At 71.9% G+C, this 26,279-nt stretch carries 20 protein-coding genes; 15 read left to right on the top strand and 5 right to left on the bottom strand.

Going from position 1 to position 26,279, the window contains the following annotated elements; all coding sequences use genetic code 11:
• Positions 1-111 precede the first annotated feature (111 nt).
• A complete protein-coding gene (locus ACFT9I_RS29740; protein WP_382569278.1) occupies positions 112-1,323 on the top strand; it encodes an NADP-dependent malic enzyme in 1,212 nt (403 codons plus the stop codon).
• Positions 1,324-1,572: 249 nt separating this feature from the next.
• Here ACFT9I_RS29740 and ACFT9I_RS29735 read toward each other — a convergent pair whose 3' ends face one another.
• Positions 1,573-2,412, bottom strand: coding sequence for a helix-turn-helix transcriptional regulator (locus ACFT9I_RS29735; protein WP_382569276.1), 840 nt, complete (start codon positions 2,410-2,412; stop codon positions 1,573-1,575).
• Between the two features lie 120 nt (positions 2,413-2,532).
• Between ACFT9I_RS29735 and ACFT9I_RS29730 the strand changes: the two genes are divergently transcribed.
• The 7 genes from ACFT9I_RS29730 to ACFT9I_RS29700 all read left to right on the top strand — a co-directional run bounded on the left by ACFT9I_RS29730 (position 2,533) and on the right by ACFT9I_RS29700 (position 8,073).
• Positions 2,533-3,594 carry an aldo/keto reductase gene (locus tag ACFT9I_RS29730; RefSeq protein ID WP_382569274.1) on the top strand — a complete coding sequence of 354 codons (1,062 nt, stop codon included), beginning with the start codon at positions 2,533-2,535 and terminating at the stop codon, positions 3,592-3,594.
• A 148-nt stretch (positions 3,595-3,742) separates the two neighbouring features.
• Positions 3,743-4,327, top strand: a complete 585-nt coding sequence (locus ACFT9I_RS29725; RefSeq protein WP_382569272.1) for a phosphoesterase — start codon at positions 3,743-3,745, stop codon at positions 4,325-4,327.
• Positions 4,324-5,880 carry an alkaline phosphatase D family protein gene (locus ACFT9I_RS29720; RefSeq protein ID WP_382569271.1) on the top strand — a complete coding sequence of 519 codons (1,557 nt, stop codon included), beginning with the start codon at positions 4,324-4,326 and terminating at the stop codon, positions 5,878-5,880. The genes ACFT9I_RS29725 and ACFT9I_RS29720 overlap by 4 nt, the downstream gene beginning before the upstream one ends.
• A 93-nt stretch (positions 5,881-5,973) precedes the next feature.
• Entirely contained in the window at positions 5,974-6,936 is a 963-nt protein-coding gene (locus tag ACFT9I_RS29715; protein ID WP_382569269.1) for a zinc-binding dehydrogenase, read from the top strand.
• 9 nt (positions 6,937-6,945) lie between these two features.
• Positions 6,946-7,263 carry a hypothetical protein gene (locus tag ACFT9I_RS29710; RefSeq protein WP_382569267.1) on the top strand — a complete coding sequence of 106 codons (318 nt, stop codon included), beginning with the start codon at positions 6,946-6,948 and terminating at the stop codon, positions 7,261-7,263.
• A 49-nt stretch (positions 7,264-7,312) separates the two neighbouring features.
• Positions 7,313-7,522 (top strand): helix-turn-helix domain-containing protein, encoded by a 210-nt coding sequence (locus tag ACFT9I_RS29705; protein ID WP_069630502.1) that lies wholly within the window; start codon positions 7,313-7,315, stop codon positions 7,520-7,522.
• The gene (locus ACFT9I_RS29700) at positions 7,522-8,073 is read left to right on the top strand and encodes a Clp protease N-terminal domain-containing protein (protein ID WP_382569265.1); all 552 of its coding nucleotides are present in this window, start codon (positions 7,522-7,524) and stop codon (positions 8,071-8,073) included. The genes ACFT9I_RS29705 and ACFT9I_RS29700 overlap by 1 nt, the downstream gene beginning before the upstream one ends.
• Before the next feature lie 535 nt (positions 8,074-8,608).
• On the opposite strand, the gene ACFT9I_RS29695 is transcribed toward ACFT9I_RS29700, so the two are convergent.
• The 3 genes from ACFT9I_RS29695 to ACFT9I_RS29685 form a co-directional block, all read right to left on the bottom strand.
• Entirely contained in the window at positions 8,609-9,553 is a 945-nt protein-coding gene (locus tag ACFT9I_RS29695; protein ID WP_382569263.1) for a helix-turn-helix transcriptional regulator, read from the bottom strand.
• Position 9,554: 1 nt separating this feature from the next.
• The gene (locus tag ACFT9I_RS29690) at positions 9,555-10,439 is read right to left on the bottom strand and encodes a DUF4097 domain-containing protein (RefSeq protein ID WP_382569261.1); all 885 of its coding nucleotides are present in this window, start codon (positions 10,437-10,439) and stop codon (positions 9,555-9,557) included.
• 109 nt (positions 10,440-10,548) lie between these two features.
• Positions 10,549-10,731: a DUF6104 family protein gene (locus tag ACFT9I_RS29685; RefSeq protein WP_382569259.1), complete on the bottom strand. Its 183-nt coding sequence runs from the start codon at positions 10,729-10,731 to the stop codon at positions 10,549-10,551.
• Positions 10,732-10,808: 77 nt separating this feature from the next.
• Here ACFT9I_RS29685 and ACFT9I_RS29680 point away from each other — a divergent pair, with 77 nt between their 5' ends.
• The 7 genes from ACFT9I_RS29680 to fxsT all read left to right on the top strand — a co-directional run bounded on the left by ACFT9I_RS29680 (position 10,809) and on the right by fxsT (position 22,692).
• Positions 10,809-11,204 (top strand): CU044_2847 family protein, encoded by a 396-nt coding sequence (locus ACFT9I_RS29680; RefSeq protein ID WP_382569257.1) that lies wholly within the window; start codon positions 10,809-10,811, stop codon positions 11,202-11,204.
• Positions 11,205-11,523: 319 nt separating this feature from the next.
• The gene (locus tag ACFT9I_RS29675) at positions 11,524-13,545 is read left to right on the top strand and encodes a trypsin-like peptidase domain-containing protein (protein WP_382569255.1); all 2,022 of its coding nucleotides are present in this window, start codon (positions 11,524-11,526) and stop codon (positions 13,543-13,545) included.
• Positions 13,546-13,657: 112 nt separating this feature from the next.
• Positions 13,658-14,716 (top strand): AAA family ATPase, encoded by a 1,059-nt coding sequence (locus tag ACFT9I_RS29670; RefSeq protein ID WP_382569253.1) that lies wholly within the window; start codon positions 13,658-13,660, stop codon positions 14,714-14,716.
• Between the two features lie 6 nt (positions 14,717-14,722).
• A complete protein-coding gene (locus tag ACFT9I_RS29665) occupies positions 14,723-17,728 on the top strand; it encodes an SAV_2336 N-terminal domain-related protein (RefSeq protein WP_382569251.1) in 3,006 nt (1,001 codons plus the stop codon).
• Between the two features lie 352 nt (positions 17,729-18,080).
• A complete protein-coding gene (locus ACFT9I_RS29660) occupies positions 18,081-18,272 on the top strand; it encodes a hypothetical protein (protein WP_382569249.1) in 192 nt (63 codons plus the stop codon).
• Positions 18,273-18,324: 52 nt separating this feature from the next.
• Complete coding sequence (locus ACFT9I_RS29655; protein ID WP_382569247.1) at positions 18,325-19,608, top strand: aKG-HExxH-type peptide beta-hydroxylase; 1,284 nt, start codon at positions 18,325-18,327, stop codon at positions 19,606-19,608.
• A 60-nt stretch (positions 19,609-19,668) separates the two neighbouring features.
• Complete coding sequence (fxsT, locus tag ACFT9I_RS29650; RefSeq protein WP_382569245.1) at positions 19,669-22,692, top strand: FxSxx-COOH system tetratricopeptide repeat protein; 3,024 nt, start codon at positions 19,669-19,671, stop codon at positions 22,690-22,692.
• Positions 22,693-22,798: 106 nt separating this feature from the next.
• Here fxsT and ACFT9I_RS29645 read toward each other — a convergent pair.
• Positions 22,799-26,279, bottom strand: a 3,481-nt coding sequence (locus tag ACFT9I_RS29645) for a multifunctional oxoglutarate decarboxylase/oxoglutarate dehydrogenase thiamine pyrophosphate-binding subunit/dihydrolipoyllysine-residue succinyltransferase subunit (RefSeq protein WP_382569243.1), incomplete at its 5' end; no start/stop codon positions are given.

Below are 26,279 nucleotides of genomic sequence, written 5' to 3'. Positions count from 1 at the left end.
GTTCGGCGTTCCAACCGCCGATAACAGGACACGTACGCGGTGCCCGCCCACCCCTCCGTAACCCAGGAGTGGACACCCTCAACTGATGAAGAGACTTAAGGGGTCAAGAACATGGCAGCGGAGATCGTGAATCCTCGCAGTGAGAGCGACACCGAAGGCGCCACCGACGAGCCCTTCGATCCGGCGTTCGCGCTGCACCGCGGCGGGAAGATGGCCATCCAGGCCACCGTGCCCGTCCGGGACAAGGACGACTTGTCCCTCGCCTACACGCCCGGTGTCGCCAAGGTGTGCACGGCGATCGCCGAGAACCCGGAGCTGGTCCACGACTACACCTGGAAGTCGCAGGTCGTCGCCGTCGTGACGGACGGGACCGCGGTGCTCGGTCTCGGCGACATCGGCCCGGAGGCCTCGCTCCCCGTGATGGAGGGCAAGGCGATCCTGTTCAAGCAGTTCGGCGGCGTCGACGCGGTGCCGCTGGCGCTCGCCACGACCGACACCGACGAGATCATCGACACCGTCGTGCGGCTCGCCCCGTCCTTCGGCGGGGTCAACCTGGAGGACATCTCGGCGCCCCGCTGCTTCGAGATCGAGCGCAGGCTCCAGGAGCGGCTCGACATCCCCGTCTTCCACGACGACCAGCACGGCACGGCCGTCGTGACGCTCGCCGCCCTGCGCAACGCCGCGAAGCTCACCGGGCGCACGCTCGGCGACCTGCGCGCCGTCATCTCCGGGGCGGGAGCGGCGGGGGTCGCCATCGCGAAGTTCCTGCTGGCGGCGGGGATCGGCGACGTGTCCGTCGCGGACCGCAAGGGCATCGTCAGCCCCGACCGCGACGACCTGACGGACGTCAAGCGCGAACTGGCCGAGATCACGAACCGCGCGGGGCTCTCCGGCTCGCTGGAGGCCGCACTCGCGGGCGCGGACGTCTTCATCGGCGTGTCCGGCGGTACGGTCCCGGAGCCGGCGATCGCGTCGATGGCCCCGGAGGCGTTCGTCTTCGCCATGGCCAACCCGAACCCGGAGGTCCACCCCGACATCGCGCACCAGTACGCGGCGGTCGTGGCGACGGGCCGGAGCGACTACCCGAACCAGATCAACAACGTGCTGGCGTTCCCGGGGATCTTCGCGGGCGCGCTCCAGGTGCGGGCGTCGCGCATCACGGAGGGCATGAAGATCGCGGCGGCGAACGCGCTGGCGGACGTGGTCGGCGACGAACTGTCGGCGGACTACGTGATCCCGTCCCCGTTCGACGAGCGGGTGGCCCCGGCGGTGACGTCGGCGGTCGCCGCGGCGGCGCGGGCGGAGGGCGTCGCGCGGCGCTAGGGGGTGTCTTGTCGATCAGGCCGGATCAGGGAGCGGGGTCTGGTGCGTGCGATCGCAAGGCGGAGGAGGGAGGCATGGCGGAGCCATGCCGACCGACGACAACGCGGCGAGCGTGCGTGCCAGGAACCGCGAGCCCGGCAAGATCGGCAAGACACCCCCTAGCCGTTCGGTAGCGGTTCGACAGCTGTCACAGGGCCGCCCTCCTCGGTGGGGGCGGTCCTGCTCAGCGTGTGGACGGACGCTTCGGTGTTACCGCGGGCACAGCCGCTCCAGGGCCGACCGGCTCTCGTCGTCCGTGGGCCGGTAGATCACCAGCCGCTGGTCCGGGTCCGGCAGTGGCATCAGCACTTCGAAATCCACCGTGACCGTACCGACGTCGGGATGCCGCATCTCCTTGCGCCCGCGGCCGTTCACCGTGATGTCCCGCTCGTTCCAGAACCGCGCGAATTCCTCGTCATGAGTGGTGAATTCGGTGATGAGGTCGGTCAGCGCCTGATCCTCCGGATGAGCGGCCCACGCGGCGCGCAGATGCGCGATTCCCTCCCGTACGACGCGTTCGCGGTCGACGTAGAAGTCGCGCATCCCCGGATGCATCAGACACAGCCACATCGAATTGCGCCGCGCCGGCGGCAGGGTGTCGAAATCCAGGAGCAGCCTCGCCATTTCGGCGTTCCAGGCCAGAATGTCGTAACGGTGGTTCATCAGCATCGCCGGCAGCGGCGACAGATCGGCGACCAGCCGGGCCAGTGGCGGTGCCGCGGTGGTGGCGGGTCTGTCGGCGTTACGGGGACGCTGCTGGGCCAGGTTGAAGAGGTAGGCGCGTTCGTCGGGGGCCAGGCGCAGCGCCGCTGCCAGCGCCTCCACCACGTTCGCCGACGGCCGCAGCCCGCGGCCCTGTTCCAGCCGCACGATGTAGTCGATGCTGATCCCCGCCAGCTCGGCGACCTCTTCGCGGCGCAGTCCCGGGGTCCGCCGGGCCTGCCGGCGCGACGGCAGACCGAAATCGCGCGGGTCCAGTCGCTCGCGGCGGGTACGCAGGAAAGCGGCCAGCTCCTTCGTCGTATCCACGGTGCTCTCGGCGACAGTCATCGCCTTCGATGCTACAGCGAGGGTAGGACCGGCCTTCCCAGGAAGTTCTCTCCCTTATCCCCGGCTCGCGGTCGTCGCAGCCTTGTGCCCGGCAACGGATCACAAGCACAGGAGGACACGATGTCCCTCACTCTCGACACCTACCGGCTGCTGGGCCGCTCCGGGCTGCGGGTCTCACCGCTGGCCCTCGGCGCGGCGACCTTCGGCACCGAATGGGGCTGGGGCGCCGAGCAGGACGACGCGCGCGAACTCTTCGACCTCTACATCGAGCGCGGCGGCAATTTCATCGACACCGCCAACACGTACACCAACGGCAGTTCCGAGCGTCTGCTGGGTGAATTCACCCGTGACAGCCGGGAAAGCCTCGTGCTGGCGACGAAGTACTCGACGCTGGCCCGGCCCGGCGATCCCAATTCCGGGGGCAGCCACCGCAAGACCATGTTCGACTCGGTGGAGACCAGTCTGCGCCGGCTGAACACGGACTACCTCGATCTGCTCTATCTGCACGTGTGGGACTTCACGACGCCGGTCGAGGAGATCCTGCGGGGGATGGACGACCTGGTCCGCCAGGGCAAGGTCCTGTACGTGGCGATCTCCACCGCCCCGGCCTGGCAGGTGTCGCGCATGCAGGCCATCGCCGACCTGCGCGGCTGGTCGCCGCTGGTCGCGCTGCAGATCGAGTACAACCTGATCGAACGCACCGCGGAACGTGACCTGATCCCCATGGCGCGCGAGATGGGGCTGGGCGTGGTCCCGTTCTCACCGCTGGCCGGCGGGGTGCTCACCGGCAAGTACAGCCGGGCCGACCTGACAGCGACGGAGGTCGCCGCCGACGGCACCCGCAAGGGCTTCAACATCGCCAACGGCGCGCTCACCGAACGCAACCTCTCCATCGCGGACGTCGTGGGGGAGGTCGCCGCGGAGCTGGGCCGGACACCCGGTCAGGTCGGGCTGGCCTGGACCCTGCGGAACCCGGGCGTGACGGCATCGATCATCGGCGCGCGCACTCCGGCGCAGCTGGAGGACAACCTGGGCGCCCTGGAGGTCGAGTTCACCGCCGCCCAACTGGCCCGCCTCGAAGCGGCCGGCGCGATCGAGCCGGGCCTCCCGCACAGCCTCCTCGACAGTGACAGGGGCCGCAGGTTCAACAGCGGCGACCTGAAGATCGAACCGCGCCGCTGACACCCGGAGACCTCCGACCGGGTGCCCGGAAGCCCCGCGCCTCGCCCCCGCCCCGCGTCCCGTCCGCCTGCCGCCACCCAACCGACCCCGCCCATTCACCCGCACCTGGTGGGATCCTCGCGCTACACATCCCACCCAGGAGGCGCTTGTGAATCTGCTTGTCAACGGTGACGCCGAGCAGGGGTCCGGAGGTACCGCCGAGCCCGTCGGGCAGGTGGTCGGATGGGGCGTACGGCAGGGGGCGCCCGCGCTCGTCGGGTACGACGTCGGGGACGGGTATCCCACGCCCGACGATCCCGGACCGGCCGGCGGCGCGGCCGGGGGACGGTTCTTCTCCGGGGGGAACAGCCCCCTCACCACGCTCGTCCAGGAGGTGGCCCTTCCCGCCTCCGGCACCACCGGGCGCGGTGCCGTCGACGCCGGGCGGGTCCGGTACGTGCTCAGCGGGTGGCTCGGCGGGTACGCCGGGCAGGAGGACGGGGTCAGGCTGTCCGTCGAGTTCCGCGACCGGGCCGGGACCCCGCTCGCGCTCTCCGTCCTCGGCCCCGTCACCGCCGGCGAACGCGGCCACGCCACCGCGATGCTGGAGCGCCGCGCCGAGGCCGCCGTACCGCCGGGTGCCCGCTCCGCCCACGTACAGCTCTCGTTCACCCGCACCGGCGCGGGTACGTCCAACGACGGCTACGCCGACGCGATCTCACTCAGCCTCGCCGCCTCGGGGAGGCACTCGTGACCCTCAACAGACGTGATCTGCTCAAGGCCGCCGGCGTCGCGGGCGCGCTCAACGTGGTCTGGCCGCTGACCGCCGGACTCTCCCCGGCCCAGGCCCGCGAGGCCGCGCAGGCGCTCGGTTCGACGTACGACGAGGCGCCGTTCACGCTCGGCGTCGGGTCCGGCGACCCGCAGCCCACCAGCGTCGTGCTCTGGACGCGGCTCGCGCCCGAGCCGTTCGCCGAGCCGGGCGAGCAGCCGCTCGCCGAGGTCGTCGACGTCCGCTGGGTCGTCGCCGAGGACCGCGCCCTGCGCCGGGTCGTCGCGCGCGGCACCGTCCCCGCGTCCGCGACGCTCGCGCACAGCGTGCACGTACCGGTCGGCGGGCTGCGCCCCGGCCGTACGTACTGGTACGCGTTCACCGCGCTCGGCAGGACCAGCCGCCTGGGCCGGACCCGTACCGCCCCCTCCGGTCATGTCCGCAGCGCCCGCTTCGCCACCGCCAACTGCCAGAACTACCCGCAGGGCCACTACGCCGCGCTGGCCGGGATCGCCCGGGAGGACCTGGACTTCGTCATCCACCTCGGCGACTACATATACGAGCACGGCCCCGAGGGCAGCGACATCCGCGACCACAACGGCCCGGCCATCTACACGCTGCACGACTACCGGATGCGCCACGCCCTCTACAAGGGCGACCCTTCGCTGCGCGCCGCGCACGCCGCGCACCCGTGGTTCCTGACCTGGGACGACCACGAGGTCGCGAACGACTACAGCGGTACGGGGGGCGGCGCACCGTTCATGGGACGCCGGGCCGCCGCGTACCAGGCCTGGTACGAGCACCTGCCGCACCGCGGCGCCCGGGACTCGGTCCTGCCGGACATCGACATCCACCGGGTGCGGCGCTGGGGCGACCTGCTGGAGCTGGCCGTGCTCGACCTGCGGCAGTACCGCTCCGCGCAGAACCTCCCCGACGGCACCATCCTGGGCGCCGACCAGAAGGCCTGGTTGAAGAAGACCGTCGACCGCGCGCCCGACAGCTGGCACATCTGGGCCAACTCGATCATGCTCAGCCAGCTGCGGGGCCGCCCCGGTGGCGGCTACATGTTCACCGACCAGTGGGACGGCTTCCTCGGCGAGCGCGAGGAGGTGCTGGAGCACGTGCGTACCAGCGGCCTCGAAGACCTCGTGGTCCTCACGGGCGACTGGCACTCCGCGTTCGTCGACGACATCCGGCCGGACTACGACAACATCGAATCGCCGGTCCTGGGAACGGAGTTCACCGCGCACTCGGTGAGTTCCAGTGCGTACGACGCGCAGTGGAACGCCGCCAACGGGCCGCTGATGGGCGCGGCCAACCCGCACCTTCAGTACTTCGAGGGGAACCGGTACGGCTACGACGTGTACGAGGTCACGCCGGAACGATTCAGCACCCATATGCGGGTCATCGGGGACCGCCGCGACCCGGCCTCGCCCGTCTCCACCCTGACCACGTTCCATGTGGACCGGGGCACGGCGGGCGCGTACGAGGACCCGGCGACGAAGTCGTCGCCCGCCCAGTACCGCAGGGACTGAGACCTGGCGGGGGCGGGACCCCGGCGGGGGCGGGACCCGCCTCACACGCGCGCGTGGTTCCGCGCGTCCCGCCCCCGCTCTAGGGTCGAAGTCATGTTCGCCGCCTACGCAGCCCGCATCGACCGTGACCAGCCGCTCAACGGCCTTGAGCTGGGCGAACGCCCGGCTCCCGAGCCGCGCCCCGGCTGGTCGACCGTGACCGTCAAGGCCGCCTCACTCAACCATCACGACCTCTGGACCCTGCGCGGGGTCGGCTTCTCGGAGGACCAGTTGCCGATGATCCTCGGCTGCGACGCCGCCGGGATCGACGAGGACGGCAACGAGGTCGTCATCCACTCCGTCATCGGCCAGACCGGCCACGGCGTCGGCCCCCGCGAGCCGCGCTCGCTCCTGACCGAGCGCTACCAGGGCACGTTCGCCGAGCGGGTCACCGTACCCACCTGGAATCTGCTGCCCAAGCCAGCCGGGCTGACCTTCGAGCAGGCCGCCTGTCTGCCGACCTCCTGGCTGACCGCGTACCGGATGCTGTTCACCAACGCAGGTGTACGGCCCGGGGATTCCGTCCTCGTGCAGGGCGCGGGCGGCGGCGTCGCGACCGCGGCGATCGTCCTCGGGAAGGCGGCGGGGCTTCGGGTGTACGCCACCAGCCGCGACGAGGCGAAGCGCAAGCGCGCCGTCGAACTGGGCGCCACCGACGCCTTCGAGCCGGGCGCGCGGCTGCCGCACCGCGTGGACGCCGTCATCGAGACGGTCGGCGCCGCGACCTGGTCGCACTCGATCAAGTCCCTGCGGCCCGGCGGCACCGTGGTGATCTCCGGCGCCACCAGCGGCGACCGGCCCTCGCACGCCGAGCTGACCCGGGTCTTCTTCCTGGAGCTGAAGATCGTCGGCTCGACGATGGGCACCAAGGACGAACTGGCGGCGCTGCTGTCCTTCTGCACGGCGACGGGTATCCGCCCTGTCATCGACGACGTCCTGCCGCTGGACCGGGCGCGCGAGGGCTTCGAACGGATGGCGGCGGGCGATCTGTTCGGCAAGATCGTGCTGACCGGCTGAGGGGGTTTCGTGAACGCACTGTTGCCGCTGCTTCTGCTCGCCGGCTGCCTCGCGGTGGTCATGGGCTTCTTCGGCTGGCTCGCGCTGCTCGTGAGGCGCCGGGGGAGCGCGGGCGCGGGGATCGCCGCGGCCATGGCCTCGTACGAGGAGGCGTTCCGGGTGACCGCGCACGAGGCGCACTACGAGATCCGGGCCGCGGCGGAACGGCAGATGCCGCTGCCGTCGCCGGACGATCCGCACCGGCCCGGCCGGCACGGGAACTGGCCTGTCCAGCCGCGTCCGCGCCGCTCCGTACGGCGCCGCTGGGCACGACGCCTGCGCGGCTGACTGTCAATTTTGGTTGACACGGTTGGCGTGTCAACGTAAATTGACAGCCATGACCGATGCAACGGATCTCGCCGAGAGGGCGGGTGACCGCGACCCCCGCGTCGGGCTGAGGGCGGTCGCCGCGCTGCGGCGGCTGCTCGAACAGCTCGAAGCCGTCCAGGTACGCAGCGCCCGGAACCAGGGCTGGTCGTGGCAGGAGATCGCGGCCCAGCTCGGTGTCAGCAGGCAGGCGGTACACAAGAAGTACGGGAGGCAGTGATGTTCGAACGGTTCACGAAGGGCGCGCGCGCCGTGGTGACGGGCGCCGTGACCCAGGCCGAACGCACGGCGTCGCCCCAGATCACCGATGAGCACATGCTGCTCGCGCTGCTCGACTCGGAGGGAACGCGATCGGCGTTCGCCTTCGCCTCGCTCGGCATCCTGGACCGGCGCGACTCGGTGGAGGCGGGGCTGGCGGACGCGCGCCGGCGGGGCGGCATGTCGCACGCCGACGAGGCGGCGCTCGCGGAGATCGGGATCGACGTCGCGCAGATCGTCTCGAAGGTCGAGGAGGCGCACGGCGCGGGCGCGATGGGGGTGGGCGGGCGGGTGAAGCGGGGCTGGACGTCCCACAAGAAGTTCACGCCCGCCGCGAAGAAGACGCTGGAGCAGTCGCTACGGGTCGCACTGGGCCGCGGCGACAAGGAGATCACCGACGGCCACATCCTGCTGGCGCTGACGGCGCGGCCGGGAGTGGTGTCGGACGTGCTCGCGGATCACGGGGGGACGTACGGGGCGGTGGAGCGGGCGCTGTTCGGGGAACGGGGGTAGTCCGGTTGCGGTTGTCGGCTGACGGGCGGGGTTCGGGGTCTCCGGAGGGGTATGTCCGGACGGCGTGACTTACGCCGCGTGCAACGCTCGTTGGACCCGATGTGGCCTCCTTGTTCACGCGGCACAAGTCAGCCTGAGTGTCCGAACACACCCCTCCTGCGACCCCGCCCCCCTCACGCCGTCACGTGGCGCTGTTCACACCTACCGCCGGTCTGCGCGGAGGAAGGGGGACGCGCAGGGGTCGTGGCCGGACACTCAGGCTGATTTGTGCCGCGTGGAAAGCCCGGTTCCCTCGGGTCCAACGAGCCGTGCACGCGGCGTAAATCATGCCGTCCGGGCATGACCCCGGAGCGGCACCCGGACACCACCGCAACCACCCAGCCCGTCCGGCGCTTGAGGACAACGACCACCGGCCCGCAGGTGAACCCCGCAACAGCTCAGCGCTCAGCGTCCTCGCGGCACCCGGCCACCACCGCAACCCACCCAGCCCGTCCGGCGCTTGAGGACAACGACCACCGGCCCGCACGCGCGGACCCTACGGCTTCGACCCCCGCAGCAGGCCGCCAAGGTGCGCCGCCGCCGTCGACAAGTGGCCGCGGGCTTCGGCCAGTTGGGTCTCCGTCACGCCGTGGTCCCGCGCCGCGTCGCGGACGTCGTCGCGGAAGCGGTCCAGCAGGCGGTCCAGGTCGCGGGCCGGGTCGCCCGTCGTGGGGGTGTCGTCCGCCCAGTCGGGGTCCGCGTCCGGTTTGGCGTACGGGGGCCACGCCGAGCCCTTCGCCAGGCCGCCGAGGTGCGTCGACAGTTCGGACAGGCCCTCCCGTACGCCCGTCGGCCAGTCGCCGCGCGAGAAGTGGCCCTGGACCTGGTCCTGGACCTGCTTCGCGATGCGCAGCATCTCCTCGCGCGCCGTCTCCTGCGCCTCCTTGGCCTGGCGGCGCGCCTGCTGCGCGTCCTCACGCGCCCGGCGTGACTCGTCCTTCGCCCGGCGGGCCTGTTCCTTCCACTCCTGCTTCGCGCGGCGCAGCTCCTCCTTCGCCGCGCGCCAGGACTCGCCGTCCCCGGTCCAGTTCTCCCCGTTGGTCTGGGTGCCGGCCGACGCCGACGCCGCCGCCGCGCGCATCTCGTTGCGCAGCCGGCCCGCCGCGCCCCGTACGTCGTCGCGGATCTCCGAGGCGAGTTCGGAGACGGACTCGCGGATCTCCAGCTCCAGGTCGGCCAGTTCACCGCTGCGGCCCGCCAACTCCTCGCGGCCCGCCTCCGTGATCGAGTAGACCTTGCGGCCCCCCTCGGTGGCGTGGGTGACCAGGCCCTCGGCCTCCAGTTTGGACAGCCGCGGGTAGACCGTGCCGGCGGAGGGCGCGTACAGGCCCTGGAAGCGCTCCTCCAGCAGCCGGATCACCTCGTAGCCGTGGCGCGGTGCCTCGTCGAGCAGTTTGAGCAGGTAGAGGCGGAGGCGGCCGTGGGCGAAGACCGGGGGCATGTCAGAGCTCCTTCGTGGCGGGGGGAGAGGCGTGGGCGGCGTCGTACGGGTCTTCCGCCGGTGGCCTGCGGAGCAGGGCGATCGAGCCGGACACCGTCATCGCCTTGAGCTGCCCCGTACCCGCCCCGAGCGTGCCGGTGATCTTCTTCGCGCCCCACTGCCCGCCGACCCTCAGGTCGTCGAACGCGTTGGAGACCGAACCGCTCGCCGTGTTCGCCTCGACCTTCGCGTCCGCCGGGTGCGGCAGCCGGATGGCCACCTCGCCCGAGACCGTGTTGACCTTGATGTCGGTGGGTTTGCCTGCGGGTTCGAGGTCGATGACCATGTCGCCGCTGACGCTGTCGGCCCGTACGGACCCTCCCGCGCAGTCGACGACCGTCAGATCGCCCGAGACCGAGCTGAAGCGCAGGTCGCCGGTGACGGCCTGCGCCTCCACGTTCCCGGCGACGGTCTCCGCGCCGACCCGGCCGGCCAGGCCGACGAGGGTGGTGTCACCGTTCACGCCGCGCACATTCGTACGCCCCTTGATCCCGGAGATCACGGCGCCCGCCCCGACGACACCGACCTCGACGCTCGCCCCCGCCGGGACCGTGAGGGAGACGACGGCGCGGCGCCGGTGGCCCTTGCTGTCGAGCCACTTGAGGAAGTTGTGCCAGGGGAGGTCCTCGTAGGCGATGGTGAGCGTGTCGCCCGTGCGGGTCACGATCAGGGGCGGGCCGTGGATCTCGGAGATCTCCAGGCGCGCGCCGCCCTGCTCGGCCAGCGCGGTCTCGTCGATGCCGACGACGTTGACCGTGCCGTTCACGATGCGCACGCTGAGCGCCGTCACCGGGGCGTCGAAGGTGAGCTTCTTCGGCTCACTGACTTCCCACGTCGACTCTGCCATGGTGCTGACTCCCCCTGTGGCCGGCCACGACGCAACATATCGCGTCTCTTGCGAGACACGATATATCGTGGATAAGGGAAGTCAAGACCTATCGCGATGCCGGCGAGGGCTACTCGTCGTCCTCGTCGTCGTCGAGGCGGGCGAGCCACGTGGCCAGACGTTCCACCGGAACCTCGAAGTCGGGGTTGAGATCGACGAACGTACGCAGCTGCTCGGCCAGCCACTTGAAGGTGACCTCCTCCTCGCCGCGCCGCTTCTCCAGTTCCTCGATCCCGCGATCAGTGAAGTACATGAGATCAGCGTAACTACCTGGTGGGGAGGGGAGGTATCCCCGCACATGGCTGTGCGGTGAGCGGGGGAGTGGTGGCGGTGGAACACGACGTACAGGAAGTGGTCCTGCCCGGTGGGCAGGTCATTCTCGCCAGGGTCAGCGTGCTGCGGCCGGACGAGTCGGAGTTCCAGGACGTCGGGGCCGTCGACCGGCTCCGGTCGGGCGTCGCCCGCGTCAACGAGGTGATCGCCGCGGTCGGCGCCACCGTGATGGACGCGGCGCGGGCGGCGGGACCGAGCGAGGTCAGCGCCACGTTCGGTATCGAACTGGCGGTCAAGCCGGGCGCCGGGGTGGCCGCCGTCCTGGCCGACGGGGAGGCCAAGGCGTCCATCTCCGTCACCCTCACCTGGCAGCTGGACCGCGAAGCGGCACGGCCCGCCCCGGAAGGCTCGCCGGGGCCGGAACCACTCCCCACTTCGGGATCATCGGGCTAGGGTCTGTCGTTTGGATCAGGCTGGATAAGGGAGCGGGGTCTGGTGCCGTGGATCGCAAGGCGGAGGAGGGAGGCATGGCGGAGCCATGCCGACCGACGACAACGCGGCGAGGCGCGGTGCCAGGGCACGCGAGCCCAGCAAGATCCAAACGACAGACCCTGGCCTCGTCCCACTTGCCTCAACTTCGGGGGAACGGGGTGCGGATGAAAGACGCTCAGGTCGCCTGCGGATCGCCGGGGAGCGGATCGTGGGGGGACGGATCGCGGGAGACAGGGCGACGCGCCCTGCCAACGCCCTCTTACTCCCCGCGTGTTGACGCATGAGCTCCCTCGAAGCCCCCGTGAGCCGGGGAGTCGTCCGCATCGGCCCCGCCGCCGACGGGTATGACGCAGGCAGTGCCGATTTCTGGGGAAGCGGCTTCTTCGTGGCCCCCGAATGGGTCGTGACCTGCGCGCATGTCGTGGACAAGAGGGTGGGTGCGATGGAGCGGGAGCCAGGGGGCCCAGTCACGGTCACCACCTACGACGAGGAGCGGCTGGACGGCGAGATCGCCCATGTCCTGGCCGGTCACGACCTCGCGCTCGTACGGGTACCGGGCGCCGACTTCGCCGACTGCCTCTGGCTCAGCGACCGTTCGGCGGCCACACCCGCCGAGGTCGAGCTGTTCGGCTGGGCCGCGACGCTGGGGGCGCACGGCGCGGAGGAGTTCGTCGCCACGACGGCGATCGCGACCGGCGGACGCCAGGGGAAGGCGCTGTGGCTCAAGAGCGCCCTGGTGCTGCCCGGCTGTTCGGGCGGCCCCGTCGTCGACACCCGGTACGGATCGGTCGTCGGCGTCATCAAGGGCAAGAAGCAGGGCGACGCCACCCTCGGCCGCGCCGAGTCCATCACCGTGCTGCGCACCCTCGGCGACGAGATGGCCGGATCCCCGTGGGCGGAGGTCGTCGGCGCCCACGACCGGCACCATCTGCGGCGGTTCGAGGGCCCCGGCGACTGCTGGCCCCGCCGCCACCACCGGCTGGCCCTGGCCCAGGGCCGGCCGCACAGCTTCACGCCGCAGTCACGCACCCAGCTGTACGGGCTGTTCGCCGACGTCGAACCGCCCACGGGCCCCGGCGAGGTGCTGCATCTCGTGAACGGCGCGAGCCGCCGCATGCTGCGCAGCACCCAGCGCATCGAGTCCAACGACCCGCGCACCTGGCGTGAGGGCGCGGGACTGCTCCACGACCCGCGCGAGGGCACCGAAGCCGCCCCGGCGGGGCAGGACCTCGAACAGGAAGGCGTCGTCCTGTACGCGGCGATGGTCTACCTGACCCTGCGGGCACGCCGCGACAGCCCCGGCGCCCAGAAGCTCCGTGACTGGGTCCACAAGGCCGCCGACGCGCTGGAGAACGAGGTGATCCGCGAGGAGACCCTGGAGATCCTCGCCGGCGGCGACCGCGACGACGACGCGGACGCGGGCCCCGTTCTGGAGGCCGTCCACGACGACGTCCTCGTCGTCATCGAGCCCGAGATGTACGGCACCCACCCCTGGCGCGTGCAACTGCTGAACCCCGACGGCGGCACGACCACCGTCCGGTACGACGAGGAGGGCGTCCCGCGCCACGGGCTGGAGGCCGCCGTACGCCAGGGTCTGAGCGAGGCGCTGGCCCGCGCCGACGCCGGGCAGTACGTCGCGGCCGTCGACTTCCTGCTGCCCCGCGCCCTCTTCGACGAGCCCGTCGACGAGTGGCGCTCCCGGCTGCCGCGCGCCGACGAACCACCCAGCGTGCACACGCTCCCGATCGGACGCCGCCGAGTCGTCGCCCTGCGCGACCAGTTGCGCCGGCGCGACGGTGTGACCCCGGAGTGGAACCGCGGCAGACGCGCCACCGACCGGGGGCCGCTGGAGGCCGTACCGCTCTGTCTGGACGTGCCGGACCGGGGACACACGGCCACCGCGCCCGAGGGCGAGGAGGCGGCGTACGCGCGGCTGTCGGTGAGCACGGCGGGCATCGCCGGCGCGTCCCTGCCGGTGTACTGCGCGAGTACGGCCACCGGGCGCGGCTCGCGCGTCCTCACCCGCGCCTTCCACGCCGGCCATGTCGCGGTGCTGTGCCGCCGCACCGGCGAGGACGGGCACGACGACTGCGCGGAGTTCTACCGCAGGGCCGCCCAGTTGGTGCGCGAGGCCCCCACCGGCAGCGCGCTGCGCGAGCGCGTACGGGTGCTGCGCAACCTCAGCGCCGATCCCGACCGGTCCGACCAGCAGACGGCCTGGGCACGGCACATCGTCCTCATCTACGATCCGCCACACAGGCCGGCGCTTCCCGACGAACCACTGCACGCTCCACCGCTATGACAGACCTATGCCCCCAACTCACCTGCTGCGGACGGGGTACGGACGGCCGGGCGGGGTACGGACGTCCAGGATGCCGGGCGCACGCCGGGCTGACATCGATGAGGAGCCTACTGTGACCGACTGGCGCATCTACCGGGGAGCGGGGCTGCCGCACGACGGTGCGCGGCACTTACCGGATCCGCCCCCCTGGCGGGAGTTCACCGCGCGAAGCCCCGACGGCTCGGCAGGTGCGGACGGCCCCGGCACGGACGGTACGCCGGAGGGACCGGACTCCGAAGAGGTGGACAACGCCCGTCGGCTGGGCGTCAAACGGCGCCTCGTGGAGTCGTTCCACCCGCGCCCCGACGAGGTCGAGGCCGTGAACGCCGCGCTCCAGCTGCGCCGTCCGCTGCTCGTCACCGGCAATCCCGGCACCGGCAAGTCGACGCTCGCGCACGCCGTCGCCCACGAACTGCGGCTCGGCCGTGTGCTGCGCTGGCCCATCGTCAGCCGTACGACCCTCCAGGACGGCCTCTACCACTACGACGCGATCGGCAGGCTCCAGGACGTACAGCTCGACCGTGCGGTCTCCGGCGACGCGGTGCGGCAGCCGCCCATCGGGTCGTACATCAGGCTCGGCCCGCTCGGTACGGCGCTGCTGCCGTCGGCCGACGGACTGCCCCGGGTGCTGCTCATCGACGAGTTCGACAAGAGCGACATCGACCTGCCGAACGACCTCCTGAACGTCCTGGAGGAGGGCGAGTTCACGATCCGTGAGCTGGAGCGGCGCGTCGAGCGCGAGCCGGCGACCGACGTCCTCACCGACGACGGGACACCGGTGACCGTGACGGGCGGCCGGGTGCGGTGCACCGCGTTCCCGTTCATCATCCTCACCTCCAACGGCGAACGGGACTTCCCCGCCGCCCTGTTGCGCCGCTGTATCCAGCTCGAACTCAAACCGCCCGGCGAGAAACAGCTCGCCGCGATGGTCGCGGCGCATCTGGGCGAGGAGGCCCTGGAGGAGGGCGCCGAGCTGATCGAGCGGTTCCTCCAGCGCGAGCCCGGCGAGGTCGTCGCCACCGACCAGCTGCTGAACGCGCTGTATGTGACCCAGCGGGCGGCCGACGCCGAACAGGTCACCCGCAACAGGCTCGCCGAGATGCTGCTCCGCCCTCTCGACCGTCCGAGGTGATGGCGGATGACCACCCCCGACCCGCCCCCCGGCGACACGCCCCGCCCGCACCCCGCCCGGCCGTCCGCCGGACCGTCCGCCGGACCGGACGGGCTGGCGGAGCTGGTCGGCCGGTTGCGCGCCGCGGGCCGCGAGGTGTCGGCCAGAGAGCTGGCCGATGCCGTGTGGCTGGCGCGTCTGACGGCTCCGCAGCCGCGCACAGGGGATCGTCCTCGGCATCATGAACCTCCGCCCACCCGGCCGACCGGGTCCGACGAGGCCGTCCGGCCGCCCGCCGACGAGCCGGAGCACCGGCCCGAGCCCCCGCCCCGCAGCGCCGAACACACCGCGCCCCTCTCGCTCTACGCGCCGTCCGGCGCCGACGCCGTCCCGACCCGGTCCTTCCCGATACGGGCCCCCGCCACCGGAGCCCTCTCCGGCCTGCTCGGCCTGCAACGCGCGCTGCGCCCGCTGCGCGGCTACCGCCCGCCCGTCCCGCCCGTCCTCGGCGCGGAACTGGACGAGGAGGCGACCGCCGAGCGCAGCGCCGCCGATGGCTTCCTGCGTCCCGTACGGCGCCCGGCCGCGCACCGGGAGGCGGAGATCCTGCTCCTGATGGACGCCTCCCCGACCGCGTCGGTCTGGCAACTCACCCTGGAACGGCTCCGGCAGGCCTGCGAACGGCTCGGCGCCTTCCGCGACGTCCAGGTGCACTATCTGCACCAGGGACCGGACGGTTCGGCGATGGCCGGCACCGGACCCGACCCGCACCAGACCCGGCTGCGCCCCGCCGACCAGCACCGCGACGTCACCGGCCGCCGGCTCACCCTCGTCATCAGCGACTGCGTGGGGCCGCTGTGGCAGTCCGGCGGCGCCCAGCGGCTGCTGTACCGCTGGGCCGAGGTCTCCCAGATCGCCGTCGTCCAGCCGCTGCCGCCGCGCCTGTGGGACCGTACGGCGCTGCCCGCCGATCCGGGGATGCTCGTGCACGAGCCCGGCGTGGGGCGCGGCACGCGGTTCGTCGCCGACGAGAGGCACGGCCGCGCGGAGCCGCCCGCCGGGGCGCTCCCGGTGCCCGTCCTGCTGCCGACCGACCGGGTCCTCGGCCGCTGGGCCCAACTGCTCGGCGGCACCGGTACCCGTACGATGCGCGGCGCGGCGGCCTGGGTGCTGCCGCGGCACCCGGCGCAGCCCGCGTCGGGGCCGTACGGAGGGGCGCGCACCCCGCAGGCGCGGCTGCGCGACTTCCGCTCCGGCGCGTCACCCGGCGCGCTCGAACTGGCCGTGCACCTGGCGGCCGTACCGCTCTATCTGCCCGTCATGCAGCTCGTCCAGGAGGCGCTGCTCCCCGACACCGGCCCCATGCAACTGGCCGAAGTGCTCCTCGGCGGACTGCTGGAGCGGCTGCCCGACACCGTCGACGTGCCGGGACCGCGCTACGACTTCGCGCCCGGCGTACGCGAACTGCTGCTGGAAATGCTCGACCGGGGCGCCGCCGAGCTGGTCCTCAAATACCTGTCGGAGTACGTCACCCGGCGCTTCGGCAAGGGCATGCGCAACTTCCCGGCGCTGGCCGTCGCCCGCCTCCAGGGGCAGGAGGCCGACGAGCCGACGGTGCCGGAGGACCCCGACGGCGGGCCGCAGGCCGACGAGGAACTGTTCGCGCAGGTCCCCGCGCGCGTGGTGCGCTGGTACCGGCCCGTACGGCCGGTGCCCGGCAGGCTCGACGAGGTGGAGCGGCTGCTCGGGCTCTGGCGCGACCGGCGCGACCGGCAGATGCTCTTCGACGCGCAGGCGCTCGCCGAGGCGGCGCTGGCCGCCGACGGCGACGGGCGCTCACGGCATCTGCTGGGGCGGGTGCTGTTCGCCCGCGCCAACACGGCGGAGGCGCGCCGCGATCCCGAGGAGGCGCACCGGCTGCTGGTACGCGCCGAGGGGCTGCTCACCGGACACGAGCCGGCGACGGCGGTCGCCCGCGCGGACGTCCGGCACGAACTGTGGCGCCAGGACCACGACATTCGGTGGCTGCGCGCGGCGGTGGCCGGGCTGGCCGAGATGCCCGACGGGGGAGACCTCGCCACGCGGACGGCGCGCCGCCTGCGGATGGGCCGGGTCCTGCTCGACCTCGCCAGGACGGTGCCCGAACGGGAGGAGCCCGCCACCGCCGCCGTAACCGAACTGCGGTCCGCGCTGGCCCTGTTGGACGACCTGGAGGCGCCCCCGCACCGCCGCGCCGGCGCGCTCCTCGACCTCGTGGCCGCCCTGCGGCTGACGCGCGAGCACGACAGGGCGGAACTGCTCACCCTGACCGACGCGGCCGAGTCGGCGGCCGAGGACAGCGCCCCGCTGCTGCTGCGCGCCCGGCACGAGCGGGCCCGGATCCACCGTGAGGCGCGGGACTGGGAGTCGGCGGCGACCGCGTACCGGCAGGCCGAGCGGAGCGCACCGCGCGACAGCCACGTCCGGTGCGAACTCCTCGCCGAATGGGGCGAGATGCTGCTCACCGAGAGCGGCCGCCCCGACCGCGCGGAGGGCATCCTGCGCGAAGCCCTCACGAACGTCACGTCCAAGGCCCCGCTCCGCTGGCGCCTCCATCTGCTGCTCGGGACGGCCCTGCTGGACCGCTACCGCGACGACCGCGTGGGCGGCGGCTTCCTGCCCGACGTCTACGAGGGCTGCCACCTCCTGGAGCTGGCGGCCCGCCGCGCCGCCGACCCGGCCACCCGGGCCCGCTCCTGGCTGACGCTGGCCGGCGCCCGGCTGGACCTGCCGGATCCGGAGTCGCACCTCGCCTCGGTGGAGTCGGACTACGGGCGGGCGCTGCGCGAGATCACCGAACCGCCGTCGCTCACGGCGGCCCGCGCGCTGCACGGCCGCGGCGAACTGTACGAGCGGATGGCACGCCCCTTCGCGGCCCTGGCCGACTACCGGGCCGCGGACCGCCACTGGCGTGGCCTGACGGAACAGGGCACCCCGATCCCGGAGGACGAGGCACGGGCGACCCGCGAGCGGGCGGAGGCGCTGGCGCACTGAGAACGGGTCCTGGTGAGGGGGCTCGGGGCCCGCCGACGTGCGGTTCAGCACCCATGGGCGTACGCGACCGGCGCATGCATCCACGCGCCCGGCATGCGCTCCCCACCGGGTGTCCCCGGAGTCACGTCCCACGGCCGGAACACCAACTCCCCATGTGGCGAACGGGTTTCCGAATCGTGGCCCTCGGGAAGTAGAACCCTCACGGCATCGCCTCCTGAGGCGTGTGGTGAAAGTAGCGTCGTCCGCCCACAGGGCGGGGCTCACGCCCGCCGCGCGGGCCGCGCGCCCTGAGCCGGGCGGGACTTTCAGCACCGGGCTTCGGGGGCATCGGGGGTACTGGGAGGAGCAGAGGGTGCTGGAGCAACGTGTGGCCGGATCCGCGGGGCAGGTCAGTGGGATTCCCGGCAGCCCTGTGCTCCCCGATCTCACCGGGGTCGATCTGCGCACCCTGCGGAGACTCGACGACGCCGCGCTGACGTCGGCCGTCGAGGACGTGCTCCGCTGTCCCGACTCGCTCACCGATCTGTGGAAAGACGGGCAGTGAGACGGCCCGGTCGACGACGGGATTCGGCCAGTCTCCGCGCGGAGCGGAGGTAATGGCTCCGGCACCGGGGACTCTCGCGGTCCCGCCCGGTGCCCTCGTACGGCTCGCCGCCACCCGCCAGCGGACCCCCGACATCGACCTGCTGCAGGCCGCCCTGCACAGCCGCCGGCTGGTCCTGCTCAAAGCTCTCCTCGCCAAGGTCGAGCGGGCCGGCCTGGCGGCGGACGCCCGAGTCGCGTTCGACCGGGACTGGGGCCTCCTGGAGCGGGCCGAGTCACCCGCGCCCGCCGCCGCCCGCAGGCTCCTCGACTACCCCGCCGTCGGCGGCTGGGTCGTGGACGCCCTCAACGCGCCCGGAGCGGACGGCCTCGCCGCCGCACTCCACCCCCTCGGCGGGATCGCCGTCGGTACGGCACTGCGCACCGGAGCCCGGCTCGACACCGTGCTCCCCACCGCGGACGGGCGCCTCGTCCTGCCCGGCATCGGCGTCCACGACGCCCGCACACCCCGCGTACGGATCCGCTGCGGCCCGCGCGGCACGCTGCTCACCCCTGTGGGCCACCCCGCCCGCTCCGTGCTTCTACGGCCCGACGGCCGGGGGGCGGGGGCGGGCTGGCACTCCCTGGCCGTGCTGCCGGGCAGTACCGGCCGGCTCGACGACCTCGGCACCGGACACGCCCCCGCCGTGGACGTGACACGGCGGCCCGACCGCGCCGTCTGGCTCACCCGCTGGCGCGCCGCGGTCTCCTTACTGAAGGCCGCGGACCCCTGGCGCGCCGCCGAAGTCACCCGGCTCGTACGGTCCGTGGTCCCGATGGCCCCGGTCGACAAAGGCGCCGAAGGCGCGTCCAGCGGCACCCTCCGGGCGGCGCCGTGGGCCGTCCACACCGCGCTCCCCGACACCGCCCGGCGATTCGCCGAGGTGCTCGTCCATGAACTCGCCCACAGCAAGCTCGCCGTCCTCGCGGACCTCGTCGCGCTGCACCACGCGGACGGCGCGGCCGTCCACCGGGTCGCGTGGCGCGCGGACCCGCGCCCCCTCGACGGCGTACTCCAGGGGACGTACGCGCACCTCGCCCTCGCCGACCTGTGGTCGCGCGTCGCCGACCGCCCCGGCGCGGCCCCGGCCGCCCGCCGGGCGGCCCGCACCCGCCGCGAGGAGTACCGGGCTCAGGTCGCCGACGCGCTCCCCGTCCTGCTGGGCAGCCACCAACTCACCGAGCAGGGGCAGCGTTTCGTCGTATCGATGAAACAGCACCTGACGTCGCTCGGGCAGGTCCCGAATAGCCCGTACGCACTGTCCGATTCCCTGTCCGGTGATGGTGACGTTCGGTAACGTATCTAACGCGCCGTCAGGGAACGGCATGGATCGACGGATGGATGAGGAGACGCGCGCATGGTCGCTCAGCGGCACCTGGCGGGGGACGGCGGACCCGATCAGGAGTCCCAGCATTTCGTGGTCGCTTTCCCGGGACATCACCGGCCGTGGGCCACCTGGATCGCGCGCCGGCTCGAAGCCCACGGCCACCGGGTCACCTCGCACCGCTGGGACCCCGACCGCGAACAGCCCCTGGAGGACGCCCTCGGCGATCTCCTGCTGGCCAGAGGCCGGGTCCTGCTGGTGCTCAGCGACTGGTTCTTCCAGCTCGGACCCCGTCGTGAGGGCGAGTGGAACGACGTCCTGCGCGGCTTCGTCGCCGACAACGCCGACCGGTTCGCCGCCGTCAACCTGACCAACCGCGCGCTGCTGCCGGCCACCGCCGTCCTGGAACCGGTCGACCTGTGGGGCATCGGCGAACAGGAGGCCGAGCGGCGCCTGTTGACACGCCTGTCCCTCGACCCGGCCGCGTTCCGCGCCGACACCGGGGGCGCCGACTCCCGCTACCCCAGCGACGCACCCGCCGTCTGGGGCGAGGTGCCGCGCCGCAACAACCGCTTCACCGGGCGTGACGAACTGCTCAACCGGGTGCAGGAATCGCTCTCCGACGTCGAGCCGGGCGCGTCCGTCTGCGCCCTGGTGGGAATGGCGGGCATCGGCAAGACCCAGCTCGCCGTGGAGTACGCGCACCGCTTCATGCCGGACTACGACGTCGTGTGGTGGGTCAACTCCGACCAGCGCGGCACCCAGCGCGACCGGTTCGGCGAGCTGGCACCGGCACTGGGGCTGCGCAGCGGCTCCGAGCCCGGCGAGCGGATCCGCGCGGTGCGCGACGCGCTGCGCCGCGGCGATCCGCACGCCCGCTGGCTGGTGATCTTCGACGGCTGGGAGGATGTGGACGAGGCCGCCCGCATGCTGCCCCAGGGCGGCACCGGCCATGTCCTGATCACCTCCCGCAACCACGGCTGGCGCAGCATGGGCGACGTCGTGGAGGTGCCCGTCTTCGCCCGCGCCGAGTCGACCGGCTATCTGATGCGCCGGGCACCGCACATCACGGCGGCCGAGGCCGACGAGGTCGCCGCCGAGTTCCAGGACCTGCCGCTCCAGATGGCGCACGCGGCGGCGCTCCTCGGTGAGATGCGGATGCCCGTACCGGACTACCTCGACAAGGTCCACAGCGGTGAGATCAACCCCCTGGACGAGGTCTCCGAACTGGGCAACTACCCCAGCTCCTCGCTCACCTCCTGGTCGATGCTCTTCAACCGGGTACGCGAGTCCGAGCCGCGCGCCCTCGAACTCCTCAAGCTCTGCGCCTGCTTCGCGCCCGGCCGTATCCCCATCGGACTGGTCCGCGGCGTGACCCCCGCCGACCTCCCCGAGCAGCTTCGCTGGATCGCCGACAACAGCCCCGACTGGCCGCGCGCGCTGGACACTCTCGCCAACTACTCGGTCATCACGAAGGATTCACGGAGCGCGTCCGTGTCGGCCGGCAACGACGGAGGGCCCCGCCAGGAGTCCGTCCATATGCACCGCGTCGTGCACGGCATCGTCAGCCGGCTCATCGCCGGGGACGACCGTGAGATCCACCGCGCCGTGGTCCGCCAGGTCCTCGTCGGCAGCGACCCCGGTGAGCCCTCCGACAGCAGGCGGTGGCCCCGGTACGCCGAGATCCTGCCGCAGCTCGAAACCTCCGGCTCGCTGGAGAGCACCCACCCGCGCACGATCCAACTCATCCTCAACTGCCTTGAATACTGCTACAACAGCGGCGAGTACACGGTGGGCATGGACCTGGCCGCGCGGGTCAGGGAGAAGTGGGCCGGCCTGTTCGCGCCCGACTCCGAGCACATGCTGGAGCTGACGGCGCAGACCACGGTGATGCTGCGGGCGAGCGGCCGGTTCCACGAGGCGTACGACCGGGACGGCGCGGTCCTCGATCTGCTGCTGGCCCAGCCGGAGCCCGACCCGGTCAGGCTGATGACGGCCAACAGCGGACTCAGCTCCGACCTGCGGTTCCTGGGCCGCTATCCGGAGTCGTACCGGCTCCAGCGGGACGTCGTCGAGGTCGGCCGGGAGCTTCGCGGCGCCGACGAGTGGACCACTCTTCACGCCCAGCACAACCTGGGCGTCGTCCTGCGGCTCCTCGGCCAGTACGAGAAGGCCTACGAGACCGACCTCGACACGCTCCGCAAACGCGAGGCGGTCCTGCGCGCCCGGCACTCCGACACCCTGCACTCGGGCAACGCCTGCGCCCGCGACCTGCGGCTCCTCGGCCGCTACCACGACGCCCTGGCCCGCCAGGACCTGATCGTGCGGACCCAGATCCAGGTCCTCGGCGAGCGGCACCCGCAGACGCTGTGGGCGCAGCACAACCTCATCCTGTGCAAGCGCAGGGCGGGGTCCCAGGGCGAGGACATCGGTCCGGTCATGGCCGACCTGCTCGCCCGCCACGAGCGGGTGAACGGCAAGGGTCATCACAACAACCTGATGCTCGTCACCGACTACGCCAACTACCTGCGGGTGCACGGCGATCTGGCCAAGGCCAGGGACCTCCTCGCCGAGGCCGAGGGCACCTACCGCGCTCTGGTCGGCCCGGCCCACCCCGTACCGACCGGCATGCAGTCCAACGTCGGCCTCCTCATGCAGGCCGAGGGGAACAGGGACGGCGCGCTCGTCCTCTTCGAGCAGGCGCTGACCGGGCTGCGCACCCTCCTCGGCGACGACCACCCGTGGACGCTGGGCTGCGCGCTGAACGCGGCGGGCGGGCGCAATCTCACCGGCCGTCTGGAGGAGGCCGCCGAGCTGAGCAGGGAGACGCTGCGGCGCTCCCGTGCCGCGCTCGGCGACGACCATCCGCTGACGCTCTCCAGCCAGACGGCGCTCGCGGCCGATCTGCGGGCGCTCCAGCAGCGCGAGGAGGCGGACAAGGTCGAGGAGGACGCGCTGCAGAAGCTGACGCGCACGATGGGCGCGCAGCACCAGCACACGCTGTCGGCGCGCCAACGGGTGCGGCCCTACTGGGACTTCGAGCCGTATCTGGGCTGATCCGGGCCGACGCCCCGCCCCGTTCGTACACACGGGTACGCACAGGAGGGCCCGGCACCGCTTCCGCGCGGTGCCGGGCCCTCCTCCGTACGTGTCACAGCCTCCGTCAGGCGTCGAACACCTCGGCGCACAGCTGCGCCTGCTCCGCCTGGTGCCGCTTGGCCGAGCCGACCGCCGGGGACGAGGACGCGGTGCGCGAGATACGGCGCAGCCGCTCCTCGTGCGGGACGTCGGCGCCGACCGCCAGGTCCAGGTGGTCGATCAGGTTGAGCGCGATGAACGGCCACGCACCCTGGTTCGCCGGCTCCTCCTGCGCCCACAGGTACTTCTCGGCGTTCGGGTACTTCGCGATCTCCGCCTGGAGCTCCGCACCCGGCAGCGGGTACAGCCGCTCAAGACGCACGATCACCGTGTCCGTCAGACCGCGCTTCTGCCGCTCGGCGTCCAGGTCGTAGTAGACCTTGCCCGCGCAGAAGACGACCTTGCGGACGTCCGCCGGATTGATCGTGCCCGCCTCGGCCAGCGTGTCGCCGATCACCGGGCGGAAGCCGCCGGTGACGAACTCCTCGATCTTCGACGTCGCCGCCTTCAGCCGCAGCAGCAGCTTCGGCGTGAAGACGACCAGCGGCTTGTGGTGCGGGTTGTGGACCTGCCAGCGCAGCAGGTGGAAGTAGTTCGACGGCAGGGTCGGCATCGCGACCGTCATGTTGTTCTGCGCGCACATCTGGAGGAAGCGCTCGGGGCGCGCGGACGAGTGGTCCGGGCCCTGGCCCTCGTAGCCGTGCGGCAGCAGCAGCGTGACGCCCGAGGTCTGGCCCCACTTCTGCTCCGCCGACGAGATGAACTCGTCGACGACCGTCTGCGCCCCGTTGACGAAGTCGCCGAACTGGGCCTCCCACATGACCAGCGACTCCGGGCGCGCCAGCGAGTAGCCGTACTCGAAGCCCATCGCCGCGTACTCGCTCAGCAGCGAGTCGTAGACGTTGTAGCGGGCCTGCTCGTCGGAGAGGTAGAGCAGCGGGGTGTAGTCCTCGCCGGTCTCCTGGTCCACCAGCACCGCGTGGCGCTGGCCGAACGTACCGCGACGGGTGTCCTGGCCCGACAGCCGGACCGGGGTGCCCTCCATCAGCAGCGAGCCGATGGCGAGGGTCTCGCCGGTGCCCCAGTCGATGGTGCCGTCCTCCACCGACGCCGCGCGGCGCTGCATCTGCGGCATCAGCCGCGGGTGCACCGTGATGTTGTCGGGGATGTTGACCTGGGACTCGGCGATCCGCTTGACGACCTCCTGCGAGATGGCCGTCGTGACCGCGACCGGGAACTCGGCCTGGGCGTCCGGGACATGGGTCGGAGCCGGGTGCGACGTGGCCTCGCGGACCTCGGCGAACACCTTCTCCAACTGGCCCTGGAAGTCCTGGAGCGCCTGCTCCGCCTCTTCCAGCGTGATGTCGCCGCGACCGATCAGCGACTCGGTGTAGAGCTTGCGCACCGAGCGCTTCTTGTCGATCAGGGTGACCATCTGCGGGTTGGTGAACTGCGGGTTGTCGCCCTCGTTGTGACCGCGCCTGCGGTAGCAGATCATGTCGATCACGACGTCCTTGTTGAACGTCTGGCGGAACTCGAACGCGAGCCGCGCCACCCGGACGCACGCCTCCGGGTCGTCACCGTTGACGTGGATGATCGGCGCCTCGATCATGCGCGCGACGTCCGTCGCGTACATCGAGGAGCGCGAGGCCTCCGGGGCGGCGGTGAAGCCGACCTGGTTGTTGATCACCACATGCACCGTGCCGCCGGTGCGGTAGCCGCGCAGCTGCGACATGTTGAGCGTCTCGGCGACCACACCCTGGCCCGCGAAGGCCGCGTCGCCGTGCAGCGCGACGGGCAGCACGGTGAAGTCCGTGCCCGCCTTGTTGATGATGTCCTGCTTGGCGCGCGCGATGCCTTCGAGGACCGGGTCGACCGCCTCCAGGTGCGAGGGGTTCGCGGCCAGCGACACCTTGATCTGCTCGCCGTCGAGACCGGTGAAGGTGCCCTCGGCGCCCAGGTGGTACTTCACGTCGCCGGAGCCGTGCATCGACTTCGGGTCGAGGTTGCCCTCGAACTCGCGGAAGATCTGCGCGTACGACTTGCCGACGATGTTCGCCAGGACGTTCAGCCGGCCGCGGTGCGCCATGCCGATGACGACCTCGTCGAGCCGCGACTCGGCCGCCGAGTCGATGACCGCGTCGAGCAGCGGGATGACGGACTCGCCGCCCTCCAGCGAGAACCGCTTCTGGCCGACGTACTTGGTCTGCAGGAACGTCTCGAACGCCTCGGCGGCGTTGAGCCTGCGCAGGATCCGCAACTGCTCCTCGCGCTCCGGCTTGGAGTTGGAGCGCTCGATACGGTCCTGGAGCCACTTGCGCTGCTTCGGGTCCTGGATGTGCATGAACTCGACGCCGGTGGTGCGGCAGTACGAGTTGCGCAGCACACCCAGGATGTCGCGCAGCTTCATCATCGACTGGCCGGCGAAGCCGCCGACCGCGAACTCCCGCTCCAGGTCCCACAGCGTGAGCCCGTGCTCGGTGATGTCCAGGTCGGGGTGCTTGCGCTGGCGGTACTCCAACGGGTCGGTGTCGGCCATGACATGGCCGCGCACCCGGTAGGAGTGGATCAGCTCGAAGACCCGTGCGGGCTTCGTGACGTCCTCGTCGTGCGACGCGTCGATGTCCTTGAGCCAGCGGACCGGCTCGTACGGGATCCGCAGCGCCTGGAAGATCTCGTCGTAGAACTCGTTCTCGCCGAGCAGCAGTTGACTGACGATCCGCAGGAACTCGCCGGACGCGGCGCCCTGGATGACGCGGTGGTCGTACGTGGAGGTCAGCGTCATGACCTTGGAGATGCCCAGCTTGTTCAGGGTGTCCTGCGAGGTGCCCTGGAACTCCGCCGGGTAGTCCATCGAACCGACGCCCATGATGACCGACTGACCGGGCATCAGACGCGGCACGGAGTGCACCGTGCCGAGGCCGCCCGGGTTGGTCAGCGAGACGGTGACGCCGGTGAAGTCGTCCATCGTCAGCTTGTTGCCGCGGGCGCGGCGGACGATGTCCTCGTACGCCTGCCAGAACTCGAAGAAGTTGAGCGTCTCGGCCTGCTTGATGCCGGCGACGACGAGCTGGCGGTCGCCGTTCGGCTTCACCAGGTCGATGGCGAGACCGAAGTTGATGTGCTCCGGCTTGACCAGGGTGGGCTTGCCGTCCTTCTCCGCGAAGGAGTGGTTCATCATCGGCATGGCCTTGATGGCCTGCACCATCGCGTACCCGATGAGGTGCGTGAAGGAGATCTTGCCGCCGCGCGCCCGCTTCAGGTGGTTGTTGATGACGATGCGGTTGTCGAAGAGCAGCTTCACCGGGACGGCGCGCACGGACGTGGCCGTGGGCACCTCCAGCGACGCGTTCATGTTCTTCGCGACAGCGGCCGACGGGCCGCGCAGCGTCACGTACTCGGGACCCGTGGGCTCCTCGGCCGGCTCCTGCTTCGGCTCGGCCGCGGGCTTGGCGGCGGCCGGCTTGGCGGCGGGGGCCGCGGGCGCGGCGGGTGCGGCCTTGGCC

It is taken from the genome of Streptomyces sp. NPDC057137, assembly GCF_042670825.1.
Taxonomy (GTDB): Bacteria; Actinomycetota; Actinomycetes; order Streptomycetales; family Streptomycetaceae; genus Streptomyces.
The sequence above is the reverse complement of the archived record's forward strand: the minus strand, read 5'-3'. Positions and strand labels throughout refer to the sequence as shown.

Coding starts and splice junctions, on each gene's coding strand:
- ACFT9I_RS29700 (WP_382569265.1), top strand. CDS start 7,522: ATGTTCGAACGGTTCACGAAGGGCGCGCGCGCCGTGGTGACGGGCGCC.
- ACFT9I_RS29690 (WP_382569261.1), bottom strand. CDS start 10,439: ATGGCAGAGTCGACGTGGGAAGTCAGTGAGCCGAAGAAGCTCACCTTC.
- ACFT9I_RS29740 (WP_382569278.1), top strand. CDS start 112: ATGGCAGCGGAGATCGTGAATCCTCGCAGTGAGAGCGACACCGAAGGC.
- ACFT9I_RS29715 (WP_382569269.1), top strand. CDS start 5,974: ATGTTCGCCGCCTACGCAGCCCGCATCGACCGTGACCAGCCGCTCAAC.
- fxsT (WP_382569245.1), top strand. CDS start 19,669: ATGGTCGCTCAGCGGCACCTGGCGGGGGACGGCGGACCCGATCAGGAG.
- ACFT9I_RS29735 (WP_382569276.1), bottom strand. CDS start 2,412: ATGACTGTCGCCGAGAGCACCGTGGATACGACGAAGGAGCTGGCCGCT.
- ACFT9I_RS29665 (WP_382569251.1), top strand. CDS start 14,723: ATGACCACCCCCGACCCGCCCCCCGGCGACACGCCCCGCCCGCACCCC.
- ACFT9I_RS29675 (WP_382569255.1), top strand. CDS start 11,524: ATGAGCTCCCTCGAAGCCCCCGTGAGCCGGGGAGTCGTCCGCATCGGC.
- ACFT9I_RS29695 (WP_382569263.1), bottom strand. CDS start 9,553: ATGCCCCCGGTCTTCGCCCACGGCCGCCTCCGCCTCTACCTGCTCAAA.
- ACFT9I_RS29685 (WP_382569259.1), bottom strand. CDS start 10,731: ATGTACTTCACTGATCGCGGGATCGAGGAACTGGAGAAGCGGCGCGGC.
- ACFT9I_RS29655 (WP_382569247.1), top strand. CDS start 18,325: ATGGCTCCGGCACCGGGGACTCTCGCGGTCCCGCCCGGTGCCCTCGTA.
- ACFT9I_RS29705 (WP_069630502.1), top strand. CDS start 7,313: ATGACCGATGCAACGGATCTCGCCGAGAGGGCGGGTGACCGCGACCCC.
- ACFT9I_RS29730 (WP_382569274.1), top strand. CDS start 2,533: ATGTCCCTCACTCTCGACACCTACCGGCTGCTGGGCCGCTCCGGGCTG.